The sequence below is a fragment of the Plastoroseomonas arctica genome, assembly GCF_018128965.1.
GTDB classification, from domain to species: domain Bacteria; phylum Pseudomonadota; class Alphaproteobacteria; order Acetobacterales; family Acetobacteraceae; genus Plastoroseomonas; species Plastoroseomonas arctica.
This window is the reverse complement of record NZ_JAAEDH010000015.1, coordinates 15,902-30,328: the sequence shown is the minus strand read 5'-3', so window position 1 is coordinate 30,328 and position 14,427 is coordinate 15,902. Positions and strand designations below refer to the sequence as shown.

The 14,427-nt window shown below is 70.3% G+C and carries 20 protein-coding genes and 1 tRNA gene; 11 read left to right on the top strand and 10 right to left on the bottom strand.

All coding sequences use genetic code 11. The features are described from left to right. The first annotated feature begins 30 nt into the window (after positions 1 to 30). The 4 genes from GXW79_RS13600 (at position 31) to GXW79_RS13585 (ending at position 1,808) form a co-directional block, all read left to right on the top strand. Complete coding sequence (locus tag GXW79_RS13600) at positions 31 to 663, top strand: glutathione S-transferase family protein (RefSeq protein WP_211874948.1); 633 nt, start codon at positions 31 to 33, stop codon at positions 661 to 663. 71 nt (positions 664 to 734) lie between these two features. Beyond that, positions 735 to 827, top strand: a tRNA-Ser gene (locus GXW79_RS13595). 121 nt (positions 828 to 948) lie between these two features. Next, entirely contained in the window at positions 949 to 1,284 is a 336-nt protein-coding gene (locus tag GXW79_RS13590; RefSeq protein ID WP_211874947.1) for a hypothetical protein, read from the top strand. 119 nt (positions 1,285 to 1,403) lie between these two features. Then, entirely contained in the window at positions 1,404 to 1,808 is a 405-nt protein-coding gene (locus tag GXW79_RS13585) for an OmpA family protein (protein ID WP_211874946.1), read from the top strand. Between the two features lie 99 nt (positions 1,809 to 1,907). Here the strand turns inward: GXW79_RS13585 and GXW79_RS13580 are convergent, their stop codons facing one another. After that, a complete protein-coding gene (locus tag GXW79_RS13580; RefSeq protein WP_211874945.1) occupies positions 1,908 to 2,318 on the bottom strand; it encodes a hypothetical protein in 411 nt (136 codons plus the stop codon). A gap of 228 nt (positions 2,319 to 2,546) precedes the next feature. Between GXW79_RS13580 and GXW79_RS13575 the strand changes: the two genes are divergently transcribed. Then, a complete protein-coding gene (locus GXW79_RS13575) occupies positions 2,547 to 3,314 on the top strand; it encodes a hypothetical protein (protein WP_211874944.1) in 768 nt (255 codons plus the stop codon). 33 nt (positions 3,315 to 3,347) lie between these two features. Here the strand turns inward: GXW79_RS13575 and GXW79_RS13570 are convergent, their stop codons facing one another. Both GXW79_RS13570 and GXW79_RS13565 read right to left on the bottom strand, forming a co-directional pair. Continuing rightward, on the bottom strand, positions 3,348 to 4,172 hold the full coding sequence (locus GXW79_RS13570; protein ID WP_211874943.1) for a tellurite resistance TerB family protein: 825 nt from the start codon (positions 4,170 to 4,172) through the stop codon (positions 3,348 to 3,350). Between the two features lie 92 nt (positions 4,173 to 4,264). Beyond that, positions 4,265 to 4,879 carry a hypothetical protein gene (locus GXW79_RS13565; RefSeq protein ID WP_211874942.1) on the bottom strand — a complete coding sequence of 205 codons (615 nt, stop codon included), beginning with the start codon at positions 4,877 to 4,879 and terminating at the stop codon, positions 4,265 to 4,267. Positions 4,880 to 5,006: 127 nt separating this feature from the next. On the opposite strand from GXW79_RS13565, the gene GXW79_RS13560 reads away from it, so the two are divergent. Beyond that, positions 5,007 to 5,282: a cupin domain-containing protein gene (locus tag GXW79_RS13560; protein ID WP_211874941.1), complete on the top strand. Its 276-nt coding sequence runs from the start codon at positions 5,007 to 5,009 to the stop codon at positions 5,280 to 5,282. Between the two features lie 4 nt (positions 5,283 to 5,286). Here the strand turns inward: GXW79_RS13560 and GXW79_RS13555 are convergent, their stop codons facing one another. Continuing rightward, entirely contained in the window at positions 5,287 to 6,960 is a 1,674-nt protein-coding gene (locus GXW79_RS13555) for an ABC transporter permease (RefSeq protein WP_211874940.1), read from the bottom strand. Between the two features lie 45 nt (positions 6,961 to 7,005). Between GXW79_RS13555 and GXW79_RS13550 the strand changes: the two genes are divergently transcribed. Next, positions 7,006 to 7,434: a hypothetical protein gene (locus tag GXW79_RS13550; RefSeq protein ID WP_211874939.1), complete on the top strand. Its 429-nt coding sequence runs from the start codon at positions 7,006 to 7,008 to the stop codon at positions 7,432 to 7,434. An 89-nt stretch (positions 7,435 to 7,523) separates the two neighbouring features. Next, positions 7,524 to 7,850 carry an NIPSNAP family protein gene (locus GXW79_RS13545; RefSeq protein WP_211874938.1) on the top strand — a complete coding sequence of 109 codons (327 nt, stop codon included), beginning with the start codon at positions 7,524 to 7,526 and terminating at the stop codon, positions 7,848 to 7,850. 7 nt (positions 7,851 to 7,857) lie between these two features. Here the strand turns inward: GXW79_RS13545 and GXW79_RS13540 are convergent, their stop codons facing one another. The 3 genes from GXW79_RS13540 to GXW79_RS13530 are packed head-to-tail and all read right to left on the bottom strand — an operon-like array spanning position 7,858 to position 10,100. Next, positions 7,858 to 8,823 (bottom strand): N-carbamoyl-D-amino-acid hydrolase, encoded by a 966-nt coding sequence (locus GXW79_RS13540; RefSeq protein ID WP_211874937.1) that lies wholly within the window; start codon positions 8,821 to 8,823, stop codon positions 7,858 to 7,860. 16 nt (positions 8,824 to 8,839) lie between these two features. Further along, positions 8,840 to 9,658 carry a hypothetical protein gene (locus tag GXW79_RS13535; protein WP_211874936.1) on the bottom strand — a complete coding sequence of 273 codons (819 nt, stop codon included), beginning with the start codon at positions 9,656 to 9,658 and terminating at the stop codon, positions 8,840 to 8,842. Positions 9,659 to 9,668: 10 nt separating this feature from the next. Beyond that, a complete protein-coding gene (locus GXW79_RS13530; RefSeq protein ID WP_211874935.1) occupies positions 9,669 to 10,100 on the bottom strand; it encodes an ABA4-like family protein in 432 nt (143 codons plus the stop codon). A gap of 83 nt (positions 10,101 to 10,183) precedes the next feature. On the opposite strand from GXW79_RS13530, the gene GXW79_RS13525 reads away from it, so the two are divergent. The 3 genes from GXW79_RS13525 (at position 10,184) to GXW79_RS13515 (ending at position 12,448) form a co-directional block, all read left to right on the top strand. Then, on the top strand, positions 10,184 to 10,783 hold the full coding sequence (locus tag GXW79_RS13525) for a TetR/AcrR family transcriptional regulator (RefSeq protein ID WP_211874934.1): 600 nt from the start codon (positions 10,184 to 10,186) through the stop codon (positions 10,781 to 10,783). A 44-nt stretch (positions 10,784 to 10,827) separates the two neighbouring features. Then, entirely contained in the window at positions 10,828 to 11,808 is a 981-nt protein-coding gene (locus tag GXW79_RS13520) for a Bug family tripartite tricarboxylate transporter substrate binding protein (protein ID WP_211874933.1), read from the top strand. Between the two features lie 88 nt (positions 11,809 to 11,896). Beyond that, positions 11,897 to 12,448, top strand: coding sequence for a M23 family metallopeptidase (locus GXW79_RS13515; protein ID WP_211874932.1), 552 nt, complete (start codon positions 11,897 to 11,899; stop codon positions 12,446 to 12,448). Between the two features lie 3 nt (positions 12,449 to 12,451). Here GXW79_RS13515 and GXW79_RS13510 read toward each other — a convergent pair whose 3' ends face one another. The 3 genes from GXW79_RS13510 to GXW79_RS13500 all read right to left on the bottom strand — a co-directional run bounded on the left by GXW79_RS13510 (position 12,452) and on the right by GXW79_RS13500 (position 14,380). Continuing rightward, complete coding sequence (locus tag GXW79_RS13510) at positions 12,452 to 13,393, bottom strand: N-carbamoyl-D-amino-acid hydrolase (protein WP_211874931.1); 942 nt, start codon at positions 13,391 to 13,393, stop codon at positions 12,452 to 12,454. A 56-nt stretch (positions 13,394 to 13,449) separates the two neighbouring features. Continuing rightward, on the bottom strand, positions 13,450 to 13,698 hold the full coding sequence (locus GXW79_RS13505) for a hypothetical protein (RefSeq protein ID WP_211874930.1): 249 nt from the start codon (positions 13,696 to 13,698) through the stop codon (positions 13,450 to 13,452). 91 nt (positions 13,699 to 13,789) lie between these two features. After that, complete coding sequence (locus tag GXW79_RS13500) at positions 13,790 to 14,380, bottom strand: TetR/AcrR family transcriptional regulator (RefSeq protein WP_211875030.1); 591 nt, start codon at positions 14,378 to 14,380, stop codon at positions 13,790 to 13,792. Between the last annotated feature and the right edge of the window lie 47 nt (positions 14,381 to 14,427).

The window sequence follows — 14,427 nt, the reverse complement described above, 5'->3', positions numbered from 1 at the left end:
GCCAACCACGCCACGCAAGGAACGCCCCCGATGATCGAGCTGCACACCTGGAACACGCCCAACGGCCGCAAGATCAGCGTGGCACTCGAGGAGATGGACCTACCCTACACGGTGAAGATCGTGAACATCTCCAAAAAGGAGCAGTTCGAGCCAAGCTTCCTCGCCATCAGCCCGAACAACCGCATACCCGCCATCATCGACAGCGAGGGGCCCGGCGGCGCGCCGATCTCGGTGTTCGAATCGGGTGCGATCCTGCTCTATCTCGGCGAGAAGACCGGCAAGTTCCTGCCCGCCGATCTCCGCGCCCGCGTGCTGGTGCTGGAGTGGCTCATGTGGCAGATGGGCGGCTTCGGCCCGATGCCCGGCCAGGTGCATCACTTCCTGCAGCAGCCCGAGGGCCCGGCACGCGACTACGGCGTGAAGCGCTACGGCGACGAGACCAAGCGCCTGTACGGCGTGCTCGACCGTCGGCTCGCCGGGCGCGACTACGTCGCGAGCGAAGGTGAGCCGAGCGTCGCCGATTTCGCGATCATCGGCTGGGCCTGGCGCCACGAGCGGCACCTGGTGCCGTTCGACGACCTGCCCAACGTCGCGGCCTGGTACGAGCGGATGATGGCGCGACCCGGCGTGGCGCGCGGCTTCGAGGTGCATCTGGGCGGCTGATGTCGTTTGACGGGGTGGTGGGCGCCGTCTAGAAGCGGAGCCTGCAACGCCGTGTTATTTTCCACTCCTGCGGAGGGGTGGCCGAGTGGCCGAAGGCGGCGGTTTGCTAAACCGTTAAAGGGGGATAACCCCTTTCGTGGGTTCGAATCCCATCCCCTCCGCCAGTTCTCATCGCGATCGGGTATTTCCGTGCAGCACCCCTGCCATCCCTTAGTCACGGCGCTGAACCGTTTGTATCCCTCGTCGGCTCGGGTCTTGGCCCATTGCGCGAGCGCGGATTGAGGCATGGCGCGCGGTCCTCGCCCGAGCAAGGCCAAACCCGCCGGCAAGCCCGGCCAGCCAAAGCCTGACGCAGCTGCAGCGACCCTGGAGCGTCTCTCCCGCGAGGTCGAGGAGACCCGGGCCAAGCTGCGGCAGGTCGAGGAACAGGGGCTAGATGCCTTCACCGCGAAGAAGATCGAGACGCTGATCGAGGCTGCTCAGATCGCCCGCGGCCAGGCCCTGGACGCGGCGCTCGAGCGGACGAAGGCGCAGGGCGAGCTTCGCGCGTTGCGCGACGCCATCGAGAAGGCGCCGGGACCGGCCGGCTGGCTGATGCGACGGGCGCTGCGACGGCTGTGAAACCGCTGCCAGTCCGAGAATGGTCTCGTCGCCGGGTCTGGTCCGACCCGATCCTTCCTTCCCCTCGCCGCCGGCCGGCACGTCGGCAGAGGTTCGATCCGTTGAGACGCATCGCCAGAATGGCCATGCTGATGAGCGTAGGGCTGACGACCGCGTGCGCGATGAGCGCACCGCCGCAGCGGTCACAATTCATCGTCGAGAATTTCCCTCCGATCGTCTTCTTCGAGTGGGACAGTGCGCAGGTCGACGAACGCACAGCCCGGGCATTGAAGGATTATTCAAGCTACGCGCTGCGCCAAACCCGGATCGACGTCATCGGCCATACCGATCGATCGGGTACGCCGCGCTACAATCAGCGCCTGAGTGAACAACGCGCCCGTGCGGTCGCGGCCGAACTCGTTCGACTGGGTATCGACCCTGCGGCGATCGTCACGGGTGCATTCGGTGAAATGCGCCCTCTCGTTCCCACGCCGGATGGTGCTGTCGAGCCACAAAATCGGCGCGTCGAAGTGATTGCACGCTAGGCGCGCCTTGCACCTTTTGCCGGGCATCGGGCCAAACGACGAAACACGCCGATGGCCGCGGAGCCAAGCACATTGCGGCACCACGCCAATGCGCGCGCATCAGAAGTGGTCCTCTAGATACGCCGCCGCCGCCTCCGAGATGCCCACGACCTTGTTCGTCGCCTGCCGGAAAAGCTTGAAGTTGATCTCCGTCTCCGGCTTTCCGTCCTGCCACTGGTCGAACACTTTCACCTCGCGCCGCCCCAGCCGCCGCTTCGCGATGCCGGTGCAACGGATGGATAAATTCACGCGCGGCATCTGCCGATCCACGCCGGGCGTCTTCGCGATCGCCTCGGCCGCTGTCACCACGCCGCGCGCGCGAAGCCCCTCGCCGCCCGCGCTCTCGCTCGCGAAGACGAACACCGTCTCGCCCGTGGCGATGCGCTTGCCGCCATACATCGTCTTGTGCGCCGCGAAGGAGAATGTCTTCGCACGCGGATCGTCGATGTCGGCCTTGATCGCGAAGGCCATGGCGTTCCTCCGCCGTTTTGCCTGCGCCGCGAGGTATACCATACGAACTCCCGCAGAGTTCAGTGCCTGCGCCGCACTGCATTCACACGATCATTTATTCCACACCATTCCGGCTGCTATGGGTCAATCCTCCTCACCGAATTGGGGCCTGCGATGCCCGTGATCCGATCCCGGCCTCACAACCTGATGCGACCCCACAGCCCGTGGTGCGCAAGCCTCGTCGCGGCCATGCTGGTCGCCACCCTCGTCGGCGCCGAGGCCGACGCGCACGAACACGAACGCCGCACCTCCAGCATCGCCGAATCCGCCGAAGTGCCTGCAGACCCCGACGGCACCGTCGAGGCCTTCACCGCCGGCAGCGCCGCAGGCCTGCTCTCGCTCCCACCCGGTCCCGCCGACAGGCGCTTGCCGGCGGTGATCATCCTGCACGACAGCCTCGGCGCCGATGGCCGGTCAGCCGCCTACATCGATCAGCTTATCGGCGCCGGCATCGCCGTGCTCGACCTGGTGGAGGATCCGCTCGACGAGGCCGCCGAGGTGGTGGCGGCGCTCGCAGCGCATCCCCGCATCGCGCGCCAGCCACTGGGCGTGCTCGGCTTCGGCGCCGGCGCCAGGCGCGCCGCGACGCTGCGCGCCACGCTCGCCGCCCGCGCGCTGCTCTATCCCGGCTGCGCCGCGCTGCCCTTCGCACCGATGCCGCGCGAGCCGGTGCTGCTGGTGAACCCCTCCGCCGGCCTGCCGCCCGACACCGCCCCGGAGTGCGCCAGGCTGGTCGAGGGCCTGCGCGGCGCCGGTGCGGACATCCGCACCAAGACCTATCCCGGCGCGGGTTATGCCTGGGACTACCCGGCCTATGGTGTCGAGGGCGTGTTCCGGTTGCCCCTCGCCGATGGGTCGCGCCGCGTCAGGGTGGAGCCGCGCCGCGACCTTGCCGCTCTCTCCGCGACCGATGTCGCGGGCTTCTTTGCCGCCAGCCTGCTTGCCCCTCGGCGCTGATCGTCGCGCCGGGGGCGCGGGTCGGCGCCGCGATCAGGCAGGCGGCTGCGCGGCCTTTGCCTCGGCGAGCTGCGCATCGAGCTGCGCGCGCAGCTCGGGCGTGAGCTTCAGCGCACCGGCGAGCGCGCTCAGATAGGCGCGCTCCGAGGCGCTGTCCGCACCTCCCATCGCCATCGACGATGCCAGGTACAGCTCCGCCTTCTGCGCATCGCTCGCGGCCAGGCGCGCGATCGCGAGCGGATCGGCCGGGGTTTCCAGCACGCCGAAGATCTCGCCCTTCTCCTCCTCCGACAGCGCCATGCGCTCGGCCTCGGCGAAGATGCGCTCGTGCTCCTGCGCGTCGAGCTGGCCATCGGCGCGGGCGGCGGCGACCATCGCGCGGATCACCGACAGGCCGAACGGCTTGCCCTCGCTGTCGGCGGCGCCAGGCTGGGCGAAGGCGTCGGCCGGCGGAACGGCGGCGCCGGTGTCCTGCTGCGCCTTCCACTGGCCATAGGCGCGATGCGCGAGCAGGCCGAGCAGCGCCATGCCGCCCACGCGCAACAGCCCACCACCACCACGCCCGCCCAGGACCGAACCGAGCAGCCCGCCCGCGGCCGCCGCCTGCCCGGCGCCGCCCATCGGGCCGCGCAGCCGCCCCAGGATATCGCCGAGCCCGCCGCTCAGGCCGCCGCCGCCGAGCAACCCGCCCAGTCCGCCCGAACCCAGCATGCCGCCCAGGCCGCCGCTGCCCGGCTGGGCCACGGAGGAAGGCGGCGCGCCGGGAGGTGGCGCGGCCTGGCCGCCGCGGAGCAGGCCGCCCAGCCCACCCGTGCCGCCCAGCAGCTGTTCCATGATCCGCTTGAGATCCGTCGCCATGTCCACGCCTCCGATTGGTTGTCGAGGCTGGGAACGCGCGAGGCAGGGTTCCGGATGCAAGGCTTGGCCGTTGGCGGCATTGATCGCCGGGCCTACTCGGCGCGGATCCACGTCTCCGAAAACGCCAGCATGGCCGTCGTGATTCGCTGCCCCGCGACCTCGCGCGGGATCGGCGCGCCGGACAGTGCCACGTCGTTTACCGTCACGGTGGCATTGTCGCAGCCCACGAACAGGCTCGGCATGTGGTGCGCCCCCGTCGCCGATTGTGTCGGCGACAGCGCGAAGCAGAACGGCTTGCCCAACCCGGTCCAGTCGAGCGCCACGTTCAGCGCGCCGGCGCGCACCGTCTCGCCATAGGCGGTGATGGCGTCGCCGCGCGACTCCACCCTTTCGAGCGCGCGGTATTGCAGGCCCACCAGCGCCGGCAGCCCGCGCCAGGCGCCGAAATGACTGACGTAGTTCGCCACCAGCCAGCGCGCGAGCGGCTCGTTGTCGGTGAGGCACAGGTTCGCGCGTTCCTCGGGCGGCGCCGCATCCTGCGGCGAGAGCGCCAGCACCAGCGCGTGCCCGCGCCCGTGGGGCGACAGCATCACGCGGAAGAAAGAGGCGAGGGTGGTGAAAGGCCCCGCCGGGTCCTGCTTCAGCGATATGCCGGGGTTCTCGCCCGTCCATTCGACCTCGCCCGGAAAGACCAGTGTCTCGGCCATCGCTGCCCCCCTTTGTTGCCGGGTGCAGACTGCCCGCAGCGCCCGGCGCCGGCAATCGCGCCGGCCGTTGCACGCCGCGCCGCGTGCGCCCTAGTGTCAGTCTCCACGCCGCGACAGGAGACCCGTCATGGACGCCAAGGAATTCGAGGCCGCGCTGCTGCGCGATGGTTTCAGCGCCGATATCCGCGTGGTCGAGCCCAACACGTCCAACCCCGAGCACAGCCATCCCTACGACGTCCGCGGCCTGGTGCTCGAGGGTGACATCACGCTTACCACCGTCGAGGGCAGCCGCACCTATCGTCCCGGCGAGGTCTTCACCATGGAAGCCGGCCGGCCCCATGCCGAGCTGTTCGGACCGCAGGGCGCCCGCAACCTCGTCGGCCGCTTCACCCCGCCGGCCTAGCGCCTCACCCCGGCGACCGGTGGCGCCCGCGTATCCCGCGCGTCAGCAGCGCGAGCGGCACCAGCCCGACGGCGACGATCAGCAGCGCCGCCGTGCTCGCCTCGGCGAGGCGCTCATCGGCGGCGAGCGAATGTACCCGCACGGCCAGCGTATCGAGGTCGAAGGGCCGCACGATGAGCGTCGCCGGCAGCTCCTTCATGGTGTCCACGAAGACCAGGATCGCGGCCGTGGCCAGCGCCCCGCGCGCGAGCGGCAGCTCCACCTCGCGCGCCGCCTGGCCTGGCCGCCGCCCGAGCACGCGCGCGGCGTCTGACAGCGACGGCTTGATCCGCGCGAGACCGGATTCGACGGCGCCCAGCGCCACGCCCAGAAAGCGCACGAGATAGGCGAAGATTAGCGCGACCATCGTGCCCGACAGCAGCAGGCCGGTGGAGACCCCGACATTGGCCCGCATCCAGGCATCGAGCGCATTGTCGAACAACCCGAACGGCACCAGCGTGCCCACCGCGATCACCGATCCCGGCACCGCATAGCCGAGACCGGCAATGCGGTTGGCCGCGCGCTGCACCCGCGAGGGATGCAGCCGCACGGCCCAGCCGAGCATCGCCGCGACGAGCACCGCCAACACCGCCGTCACTGCCGCCAGAAGAAGCGAGTTGGTCGCAAAGGGCAGGAAGCGCGATGGCGAGAGCGGGTCGCCCACTGTCACCATCAGCCAGAGCAGCACGCCGCCGGGGATGACGAAGCCCAGCAGGATCGGGCTGCCGCAGGCGAGGATGGCCAGCGCCTCGCGCCAGCCGCGCAGTTCCACCGCGCGCAGCGGCGGGTGGCGCGTCGTCGTGGGGTAGAAGCGGCGGTCGCCGCGTGAGGCGCGCTCGGCCAGCAACAGCAGCGTCACGCAGCCGATGAGCGCCGCGGCCAGCTGCGCCGCGGCGCCGCGGTCGCCCAGGCCGAACCAGGCCTCGTAGATGCCGGTCGTGAAGGTGCGCACCGCGAAATGCTGCACGGTGCCGAAATCGGCGAGCGTCTCCATCAGCGCAAGCGCCACCCCCGCAGCGAGGGCCGGCCGCGCCAGCGGCAGTGCGACATGGAAGAAGGTGCGCGACAGCCCGTGCCCGAGCGTGCGCGAGGCCTCCACCAGGCATACGCTCTGCTGCAGGAAGGCGCCGCGACACAGCAGGTAGACATAGGGGTAGAGCACCATCGCCAGCATCAGCGCGGCACCGGGCAGCGACCGGATCTCGGGGAACCAGTACTGCCCGAAGCGCAGCCCCGTCGTCTCGCGCAGCGTGGCCTGCACCGGCCCGGAGATCTCCAGCAGCCACACATAGGCATAGCCGCAGACATAGGCCGGCATCGCGAGCGGCAGGAGCAATGCAACCTCCAGCACCACGCGTCCCCGGAAGGCGCAGGTCGAGACCAGCCAGGCGCTGACCGCCCCCGCGGAGCCCGCCATCATCGCGACCAGCACCATCAGCGCGAGCGAATTGCCCAGCATCTCCGGCAGGGTCGTGGCCCAGATGTGCCGCCACACCGCCCCGCCCGGCACCGCGGCCGTGACCAGCACCGCGACGATGGGCGCCGCAATCGCCGCTGCGACGATCCAGGACGCCCTGGCCCAGATCGGCGCGGAGCGGCGCCGTTGCGGGCGCGCGAAGATGACACTGTCAGAGGGCATGGCCTCCGCTACCATGGCCCGCGTGCGAACGGGAGTTGGGCAGCCATGCGTGCCTGGACGATCATGCTTGTGCTGCTGGCTGGCGCGGCCGGCGCGGCGCCGCCGCCGCAGACCACCACCGACCCGATCGCCGCGGAGGCGATCCGCCACATCGACCAGGGCCGGCCCGCACTCTCCGTCCCCATGCTCGAATCCGTGCTCGCGCGGCTGCCGGGCAACCCCGATCTCATCACCTACCTGGCGCTCGCGCTGCGCCTCGAGGGTCGCCATGCCGAGGCAGCCGCGCGCTACGACCAGGCGCTCGCGATCGATGCCGCCTACCTGCCCGCACTCGCCTACCAGGGCGTCCTGTTCCTCCAGACCGGCCAGCGCGGGCGCGCAGAGGCCAACATGAACCGGCTCATCGCGCTGTGCCGCGACGGCTGCCCGGAGCGCGAGGACCTCGCGCGCGCGATGGCGCGGGCCGGGGAATAGGCGCGGCGAGGCGGCCTGTCCTCGCTGCCGCATCCGGACCATGATCGACACGGGACGGCGCAACGGCGCCGTGCGGAGGAGCAAACCCCATGATCCACGAGCTGCGCATCTATCACTGCATCCCGGGCCGGCTGCCGAACCTGCTCAAGCGGTTCGAGGGCGTCACGCTGGGCCTCTGGGAGCGCCACGGCATCCGCCAGGCCGGCTTCTGGACGGTCGCGATCGGCGATTCTAACCAAGACCTCTACTACATGGTCGAATGGGAATCGCTCGCCGAGCGGGAGGCGAAATGGGCGGCGTTCCAGGCCGACCCCGAATGGATCGCCAAGCGCGCGGAGTCCGAGAAGGACGGGCCGATCGTGGCCAAGATCACCAACCTGATCCTGGCGCCGACGGCGTTCTCCTCGGTCCGCTAGCGCGGGTCTAGCGCGCCGTGGGGGACCATGCCGGCGGCGCCTCGCTGCCGGTCTGGGCCAGGATGCGGCCATAGGCTTCCGGGCGCCTGTGGGCGGCGAAGTTGAAGATCGTCGTCCGCCCGAGATTGCAGTCGTCGAGGTTGCAGTCGGCGGTGATCAGCTCGTCGGACCAGCTGGTCGCCTGGGCCATGATCTCGCCCTGCGGGTTCACGATGATGGAGTGGCCGAACAGCTCGTGCCCGTCCTCGGTGCCGCCCTTGGCGGTCGCGACGCCGAAGCATGCGTTCTGGTAGCACCCGGCCCGCACCGAAAGATGCGAATGCTCGACGCGCAGGTGGTGCGCCTCGAAGCCGCGATTGTCCATGTTGAGCGAGGGCGTGTTGTAGCCGAGCATCACGATCTCGACTTGCTGCAGGCCCATCACGCGCCACGCCTCGGGCCAGCGGCGATCGTTGCAGATCATCATGCCGATATTCGCCTCGGTGCCGCCGACCGGCGCGCGTATGACGGGGAAGCCCAGGTCGCCTACCTCGAAATAGCGCTTCTCCAGATGCTGCACCTTGCGCACCGGATCGAACTCGCGATGCCCGGGCAGGTGGACCTTGCGGTATTTCAGCACGACCTCGCCCGAGGGGTGGACGTAGATGGAGGTGTTGTAGCGGTGCCCGTCCTGCGTCTTCTCGGCATAGCCGAGATGAAAGCCGATGCCGTATCTCCGCGCCGCCTCGAACAGCGGCGACGTCTCGTTCGAGGGCATGGCGTGTTCGAAATAGTGGTCCGCCTTGGCGATGTCCTCCTCGTACCAGCGCGGGAAGAAGGTGGTCAGGGCGAGTTCGGGGAAGACCACCACCTCGACGCCGCGCTGATGCGCGCGCTCCATCAGCCGCACCAGGCGAGCGACGACGACATCGCGGCCCTCGGCCTTCTGGATCGGCCCCAGCTGGGCGGCGGCGAGGGTCACGATGCGCGGCATGGGCGGGGGCTCCGGGTCAGGGCATGGGGAAGGCCGGGATGCCGGCCAGGGCCTGCAGCATGGCGCCGAGCGCGAGCGCCGACCAGAGGCAGGCGGCCAGGATCAGCGGGCCGCGCGCGATGCGCGGGTCCGTCTCGCGCAGGAGCAAGCCGAGCAACGGCAGGCCCTGCGCGGCGTGCAGCGCGATGAAATGGGCGACGCGGAGGTCGCCCGCGCTGCGCGACCAGCCGAACAGCGCCACGCCGGCACCACCCGCCTCGCCCACGATCGGCCCCTGCGACAACGAGATCGCAAAGCCGGTCACCAGGCCAAGGGCGCCGCTCACGAGCAGGCCCGAACCGGCTGCCAGGCGCAGCGTGCCCGGTACGCCCGCCGCGGGTCGTCGCAGGATCAGCCCGCCGAGGGTGGCGGTCGCGAGCACGATGGCGGTCGCACCCAGGCCCATCAGCCCATAGAGGATGCCGCCGACCAGGCCCGGCGCGAAATGCGAGGGCAGGCCGAGCGCACCCTGCAGCGTGATGTAGCCGGCCTCGAAGACCACCGCGGCGATCATGGCCGTGATCGCGATGCGCGCGGTCCGTCCCTGGCGCGCCGCCGGGTCCAGCGCCGCGAGCGCCAGGGCGACGGTCAGCACGTGCACGCCGAGCGACAGCTGGAACTTGAACGGCTTCAGCCACACCGAGGCGGCGCCGAATTGCCGCACGTCGATCGCCATGGCGAACAGCGTGGGCAGGGTGGCGGCGAGAAGGATGAGGCCCAGCGGCGACAACGCCGGCTCGTGGCGGAGCAGGCCGGTGACGACAAAGCGCGGCACGGCGCGAAGGGTGATGCTCATCGCGCCCTCCTCAGGCCAGGGCCGCGCGGCGCGGCAGGCTCGCCGCACCCGCGAAGAACACCAGCAGCCCGAGCGGGCCGAACAGGAAGGTCAGCGGCAGCGCCGGGATGAGCAGCCAGCGCGGCAGGCCCAGGCGGCGCGTCTCCGTCGCGATCCAGTGCCCGGTGAGCAGGTCGAAGCAGAGGTAATGGATCCAACCCGCGAGCAGCACCCAGGGGTTCGCGAACAGGCGTCGCACGGCGTCGAGGCTGTCGAAACCGCCATCGCTGGCCGGCAGGGTCATCGCCAGCAGCACCGCGTATCCCAGCGCCAGCACGCCGGGGATCAGCAGGCCCACGGCGCTGGTGAGGCGGTCCAGCCGCCACGCCGCACCGGCGGCCAGGCCCAGCCAGCCGAGCAGCGCGAGACTGCTGGCGGCACTGAAGATGGTTTCCAGATTCATTGCCCGCTCCTGATCTTGACGATGACAAGATGACAAGCGATTTTGACGCCGTCAAGATATGTTGAAGAACACCGGAGCCGTCCTTGTCCAAGCCCGCCTACCATCATGGCGACCTGAGAACGGCGCTCCTGGACGCCGGCGAAGCCCTGCTCGCCGAACGCGGGCTGGAGGGCTTCACGCTACGCGAACTCGCCCGCCGCGTGGGTGTCTCCAACGCCGCGCCCGCGCATCACTTCCCCGACGTCGCGGCGCTGCTCACGGAACTCGCCGCCAACGGGTTCGAGCGCCTCACCCAGGCGATGGCCACGGCGGCCGCACCTTGCGCCGACCCGGTCGCGCGGCTGGTCGCGATCGGGCGTGCCTATGTCGCCACCGCCATCGCGCGGCCGGCGATCTTCCGGCTGATGTTCCATTCCAAGCGCGTGCACCTCGCCTCGCCGCGGCTGCTGGCGGCCTCCGCCGAAGCCTATGGCGCTCTGCGCGGCGCGCTGGCCGCGCTCCCCGCCGCCACGCCGCGCGCCTATGCCGACACGGCCCTCGCCTGGTGCGTCGTGCATGGCTTCGCGGTGCTGTGCATCGAGGGCGGGTTGCAGCACGACCCGGCCTTCGGCGCGCCCGAGGACTGGTCGACGCCGCTCGAAGCGGTGCTGCAAAGGATGGTGCGCGGCCTCGGCGCCGGATGACAATCGCCGGGGTTTGGGGCAATGCCGATGCAGGAGGACCCGCCATGAGCAACACGAGAATCGGCCGCCGCGGCAGCCTGGCGTTGGCGGCCTTCGCTGCTCTGCCCGCCCACGCCCAAAGTGGCGAATACCCCAACCGTCCGCTGCGCATGGTGATCCCCTTCCCGCCCGGTGGGGGAAGCGACATCCTCGGTCGCGTGCTGGCCCAGCGCCTCGGCGACCAGCTCGGCCAGCCCGTGGTACCGGAAAACCGCTCCGGCGCGGGCGGCAATATCGGCACCGACGTCGTCGCCAAGGCGGTGCCCGATGGCTACACCCTGGTCACGGTGTTCAACACCATCGTGGTCAACCAGTTCGTCTTCCGCACCATGCCCTTCGACCTGCGGCGCGATCTCGCCCCGGTGGCGCGCGTGGCACTCGCGCCCACGGTCATCGCGGCAGGGCCGAAGCTGCTGGTCAACACGCTCGCCGAAGTCATCGCCATCTCGCGCGCCCGCCCCGGCCAGCTCAACCACGGCACGCCCGGGCTCGGCACCATCACCCACGTCTCGGCCGAGCTGATGGACGCGATGTCCGGCGGCAAGCTGACCCATGTGCACTACCGCGGCACCGCACCCGCCGTGACCGCCGCGGTCGCCGGCGAGGTGGAGCTGGTCTCGGCACCCTGGTCGGCGGTGGAGGGGCTGGTGCGCGGCGGCCAGCTTCGGGCACTGGGCAGCCTCTCCGCGCGCCTTTCACCGCTGATGCCCGGCGTGCCCACGGTTGCCGAGGCTGCGGGGCTGCCGGGCTATGCGGTCGACAATTGGGGCGCGGTGCTGGCGCCGGCCGGGACGCCGGCGCCGATCGTGGTGCGGTTGCAGAACGCGCTGCGCGTCGCGATCGACACCGCCGAGGGCCGCACCGCGCTGGCCCAGCGCGGGATCGAGGCGGATTTCGGCGATGCCGCGACGCTGGCCCGCGTGATCGAGGAAGATACGCGGCGGTGGGAGCCGGTGCTGCGGGCGGCCAACATCCAGGTGGAATGAGGCGACGCGCTTTGCTCACGGGGGCGTGATTGGATCGCTGTCGTATCAGGATGTAGATCGCCCGGCGTATCGAACGGGGGACCTCGCCATGCGCTTTCCACTCAAGTTCATGCCCAAGGAATCCTACAAGGAGGGCATGCGGCGCTTCGGCGCCAATCGCGACCATGGCCACCGGCTGCATGCCGGCTGCGACCTTTACGCACCAATCGGCACGCCGGTCTACGCGGTCGCGGATGGCACCGTGGTGAGTGCCGGCCCCTTTTATCTCGGCACCTGGGCCATCACCGTCGACCACGGCATCTTCACCGTGCGCTACGGCGAGGTGAAGCCCAAGCTCGCGGCCGGCATCAAGGCCGGCGCGCGGGTGGAGGCGGGCCAGCTGCTCGGCGAGGTCGGACAGCTCAAGGGCCTCAAGATGAGCATGGTGCATTTCGAGATGTATTCGGGAAAGGAAACCGGTCCGCTCACCCAGAAGGGCACCAAATACCAGCGGCGAAAGGACCTGCTGGACCCGACGCCCTTCCTCGACGCGGCCGAGATGGCCGGTGCCAAGCCGCCGAGCCCGTGCTTCTACTTCCCCGGCGCGCTGCCCGGCGAGTTCGGCTTCGCCGCCGGCCAGGGCTTCGTCAACGGCATGTGAAGGTCACCCCGGCGGGATGGCGCCGACCTGCTCCACGATGCGCCGGTACTGGTCGGGCCGGCGGTGGGCGGCGAAGTTGAACATCTTCTCCTTGCCCTGGCGGCAGGCATCGAGGTCCGCCTCGGCGAGGATGATCTCGTCGCCGAGCGTCTTCGCCTCCGCGACGATGCGCCCGTTCGGGTCGATGATGACCGACCCGCCGATCAGCCCGGCGCCATCCTCGACGCCGGCCTTGGCCACGCTCACGGCCCAGGTCGCGTTCATGTAGGCGTTCGCCTGCACCGCGAGCGTGGAGTGGAAGGTGCGCAGCGCCTGGTCCTCGCTCTCGCCGCCGAGCGGGTCGTAAGCCGCGGAGTTGTAGCCCATCAGCATCAGCTCGACCGCCTGCAGCCCATAGCAGCGCCAGGCCTCCGGCCAGCGGCGGTCGTTGCAAACCAGCATGCCCAGGATCGGCCCGCCCCAACTCGCCGGGCCGCGGAAGGCCGGGAAGCCGAGGTCGCCATATTCGAAGTAGCGCTTCTCGAGCTGCTGGAAACGCGCGCCGTCGCGCGGCTGCTCCGTCCCTGGCAGGTGCACCTTGCGGTACTTGCCGATGATGGAACCATCGGGGGCGACGGTGACCGACGTGTTGAAGCGCTGTCCGCCCTCGGTGAGCTCGGCATAGCCGAGGTACAGGCCCACGCCCTTCTCCCGCGCGCGATCGAAGATCGCCTGGGTCTGCGGGCCGGGGAATTCCCGCTCAAAATAGCTGTCGAGCTCCTGGCGCTCCAGCAGCCAGCGCGGGAAGAAGGTGGTGAAGGGCAGCTCGGGGAAGACGACCAGCTGCGCGCCGGCGGCGGCGGCCTGGTCGAGCAGCGCGATCATCCGCTCCAGGATCTGCGCGCGGCTGCCGTCGCGCTGGTTGGCGCCCATCTGGGCGCCGGCGAGGTGGAGGATGCGCGGCATGATCGAACTCCGGCGGAAGGGTCGGTGGCCATGCTGCACCACGCCACGGGATCGGCCTACCCGCTGAAACGCCAGGCGAAGGCCGCGCCCAGCGCGCCGCCGAAGCCGAGACCCGCCCAGGTGAGCGCCGGGTCCGGATGGGTGTTCGCCGCGACATAGGCCGCGCAGAAGCCCACGGCCACGCCGGCCACCGCCGCGATCAGCACGCGCCGCGACCGTGGCATGGTCGGCGGCGTCGCGACCACGGCAGGGCGCGATGGCCGCGGCGGACGCTTGATCCAGTGGCGCGGCGGGCGGGCGTTCATCAGGCGGCTCCGGGCGAAAGGCTGGGCGCCAAGCCACCACGTCGCGCCGCGCGACGCCACTCCCGGGCAGCACGTCGCAGGGCTGTGCCGATCAGGCGTTCGGCCAAGCGCGCATGGCGATGGACGCTATCTCCAGCAGCTTTCCGCGCGACGCGCCATCCCGCGCCAGGGTGGACATGCCCTGGACCACCGCCATGCAATGGGCAGCCAGGGCCTCGGCGTCGGTCCCGCGATCGGCCGCGATCTTTCGTCGCAGGCGATCCTCGATGCCGCGCCGGATGGCCGCGAGTTCGGCCTGCACGTCGGCCGCTTCCGCGGAACAGCTGATCGCCGCACTGGCAAGCAGGCATCCCGGCGGCGTCGTGTCGCCGGTGAAGCCGAGTGCCGCCGTCTCCAGCAGCCGCGCGGCCGCCGCCCGCCCATCCGGCGCCTCGTCGATGATGCTGTCCGAGGTGACCGGCCCTGAGAGGTAGCGCCGCACGGCTTCCAGAAACAGCCGCTTCTTGTCGCCATAGGCCGTGTAGATGCTCGGTGCGGTCACCCCCATTGCGGTGGTCAGGTCGGCCAGCGACGTCGCCTCGTACCCATGGCGCCAGAACACCATCATCGCCTGGGTCAGGGCGGCATCGCGATCGAAGGACAGGGGGCGCCCGGTGCGGCGGCGTTCGGAAATCACATTCATAATGATCACTATGAAACGCTTGACGCGCCGAAGCAAGCGGTCCAGTG

What these genes read in the sequence shown, in the direction of transcription:
- GXW79_RS13510 (WP_211874931.1), bottom strand. Translation starts at nt 13,393, where the DNA reads ATGCCGCGCATCCTCCACCTCGCCGGCGCCCAGATGGGCGCCAACCAG.
- GXW79_RS13580 (WP_211874945.1), bottom strand. Translation starts at nt 2,318, where the DNA reads ATGGCCTTCGCGATCAAGGCCGACATCGACGATCCGCGTGCGAAGACA.
- GXW79_RS13590 (WP_211874947.1), top strand. Translation starts at nt 949, where the DNA reads ATGGCGCGCGGTCCTCGCCCGAGCAAGGCCAAACCCGCCGGCAAGCCC.
- GXW79_RS13565 (WP_211874942.1), bottom strand. Translation starts at nt 4,879, where the DNA reads ATGGCCGAGACACTGGTCTTTCCGGGCGAGGTCGAATGGACGGGCGAG.
- GXW79_RS13540 (WP_211874937.1), bottom strand. Translation starts at nt 8,823, where the DNA reads ATGCCGCGCATCGTGACCCTCGCCGCCGCCCAGCTGGGGCCGATCCAG.
- GXW79_RS13575 (WP_211874944.1), top strand. Translation starts at nt 2,547, where the DNA reads ATGCTGGTCGCCACCCTCGTCGGCGCCGAGGCCGACGCGCACGAACAC.
- GXW79_RS13555 (WP_211874940.1), bottom strand. Translation starts at nt 6,960, where the DNA reads ATGCCCTCTGACAGTGTCATCTTCGCGCGCCCGCAACGGCGCCGCTCC.
- GXW79_RS13515 (WP_211874932.1), top strand. Translation starts at nt 11,897, where the DNA reads ATGCGCTTTCCACTCAAGTTCATGCCCAAGGAATCCTACAAGGAGGGC.
- GXW79_RS13545 (WP_211874938.1), top strand. Translation starts at nt 7,524, where the DNA reads ATGATCCACGAGCTGCGCATCTATCACTGCATCCCGGGCCGGCTGCCG.
- GXW79_RS13535 (WP_211874936.1), bottom strand. Translation starts at nt 9,658, where the DNA reads ATGAGCATCACCCTTCGCGCCGTGCCGCGCTTTGTCGTCACCGGCCTG.
- GXW79_RS13530 (WP_211874935.1), bottom strand. Translation starts at nt 10,100, where the DNA reads ATGAATCTGGAAACCATCTTCAGTGCCGCCAGCAGTCTCGCGCTGCTC.
- GXW79_RS13560 (WP_211874941.1), top strand. Translation starts at nt 5,007, where the DNA reads ATGGACGCCAAGGAATTCGAGGCCGCGCTGCTGCGCGATGGTTTCAGC.
- GXW79_RS13600 (WP_211874948.1), top strand. Translation starts at nt 31, where the DNA reads ATGATCGAGCTGCACACCTGGAACACGCCCAACGGCCGCAAGATCAGC.
- GXW79_RS13520 (WP_211874933.1), top strand. Translation starts at nt 10,828, where the DNA reads ATGAGCAACACGAGAATCGGCCGCCGCGGCAGCCTGGCGTTGGCGGCC.
- GXW79_RS13585 (WP_211874946.1), top strand. Translation starts at nt 1,404, where the DNA reads ATGGCCATGCTGATGAGCGTAGGGCTGACGACCGCGTGCGCGATGAGC.
- GXW79_RS13505 (WP_211874930.1), bottom strand. Translation starts at nt 13,698, where the DNA reads ATGAACGCCCGCCCGCCGCGCCACTGGATCAAGCGTCCGCCGCGGCCA.
- GXW79_RS13500 (WP_211875030.1), bottom strand. Translation starts at nt 14,380, where the DNA reads ATGAATGTGATTTCCGAACGCCGCCGCACCGGGCGCCCCCTGTCCTTC.
- GXW79_RS13550 (WP_211874939.1), top strand. Translation starts at nt 7,006, where the DNA reads ATGCGTGCCTGGACGATCATGCTTGTGCTGCTGGCTGGCGCGGCCGGC.
- GXW79_RS13570 (WP_211874943.1), bottom strand. Translation starts at nt 4,172, where the DNA reads ATGGCGACGGATCTCAAGCGGATCATGGAACAGCTGCTGGGCGGCACG.